This is a genomic window from Armatimonas sp. (assembly GCF_031410135.1).
Lineage (GTDB): Bacteria > Armatimonadota > Armatimonadia > Armatimonadales > Armatimonadaceae > Armatimonas.
Window position 1 is genome coordinate 1 of sequence record NZ_JANNYP010000398.1, and the last position, 1,329, is coordinate 1,329.

The 1,329-nt window shown below is 59.2% G+C and carries 1 protein-coding gene; it reads left to right on the forward strand.

All coding sequences use genetic code 11. The features are described from left to right. Window positions 1–72 precede the first annotated feature (72 nt). On the forward strand, window positions 73–1,329 hold a 1,257-nt coding region (locus tag RMO15_RS14385; protein ID WP_309713953.1), incomplete at its 3' end, for a hypothetical protein.

Genomic DNA, 1,329 nt, shown 5'->3' on the forward strand with positions numbered 1-1,329 from the left:
AAATTGGAGCAGACCTCGTTGTAGAACCCGTTGTATGTCATTGGCCTGGTTATATTTGACGGTGGGCAGCGCATGGAAAAAGAGAACGGCCAGGTGACCTATGTCAATGGGGATATTGACAAGCGCTACACGGCCTATGTGGGTAATGGCTCCGATCCTAGTAATGCGACGGTCAACACGACATCGGCGGACATTCTCAACGAGCTGGGCACGGGGGGCAATATCTATGGCTTGCGCGATGCCGATCTGAACCGGGTGCGCTCGGGGATTATTGGGCGCTGCCGGGTTGTCTTTAAGGCAGTGGAGCAAGAAGCGGTACTGGAGAAATTCTTCGAGCGCTTTGGTGTCGGCACGGACCGGGCCATTGAGGAGCTACGGCGCATCCACGCGCTCTCGCAGCCCTTTATCCACCTGGCGGAGAACGCACCGAACTACAAGCACCACCAGAACAAGTCGCAGACCATTGTGGGAGTCATGCACGGCCCTGAGCCTCGCTCGGAGGCGGAGGGCGTCTTCAATAAGATGCTCAAGGAGACCGTGCAGGGAATCCGCGATGGTCAGATCACCAATGCGGGTGAGCCACACCAGGTGCTCTTTCTGCGAGAGCGTGCCGCGTTTCCGTTGCGCCTTTTAGAAGGAATGGACAACTACCAGTTCGCCTACGAGCAGGCCAAGGCCGCAGGAGCAAGCGCCAACCCGATCCACACCCGCCGTGATGTGAAAGAGTGGCTACGGATCGCACCGCCGAGCTTTGAGGATCAGAAAGGGGCCTGGCAGACCTTCTGTGTCGGCTGGGCAATGGGCGTGATTGGCGAGGAAAAAGACACCCGCTACACCGCCGCGGGAGCTCGCGAGACCATCAAGTTTATCGCCAGCTACCGCGATCGCTTCGGCATGGCCAAGACCGACCCGTTAGGCACTTTTATCTCCATCACGGGCGATCTTGCCAAGCTGATGCAGGCCGCCGAGACCGAAGCCGAGCAGTCGAACCGTCCGCCGCGTGAGGCGCGTGAGATGGTGCTCTTGCTGTGCGACCAGCGGCAGCTAAAAGAGCAGATTGACCGGGGGATTCAGGCCAAGCTGGTGGAGCAGGGCGTGCAGCTCATGGGCCAGCAGCTTCTGGCGCACGTGGAGCAGCAGAACGTACGAAACTTCGGTCGCGCGATCCTGCGTCCGTACCAGCAGGCCATCACGGACTACTTGGAGAACATCAACTACAACCCCGAGGTTGGTTCCAAGACGTTCAACGTCACAGCCGTCGGCGTAGGACCAATTTGTAGGCTGGATGTTGACGGACCTGCGCACCGTCCCGCAGGACGCAGCCACAAG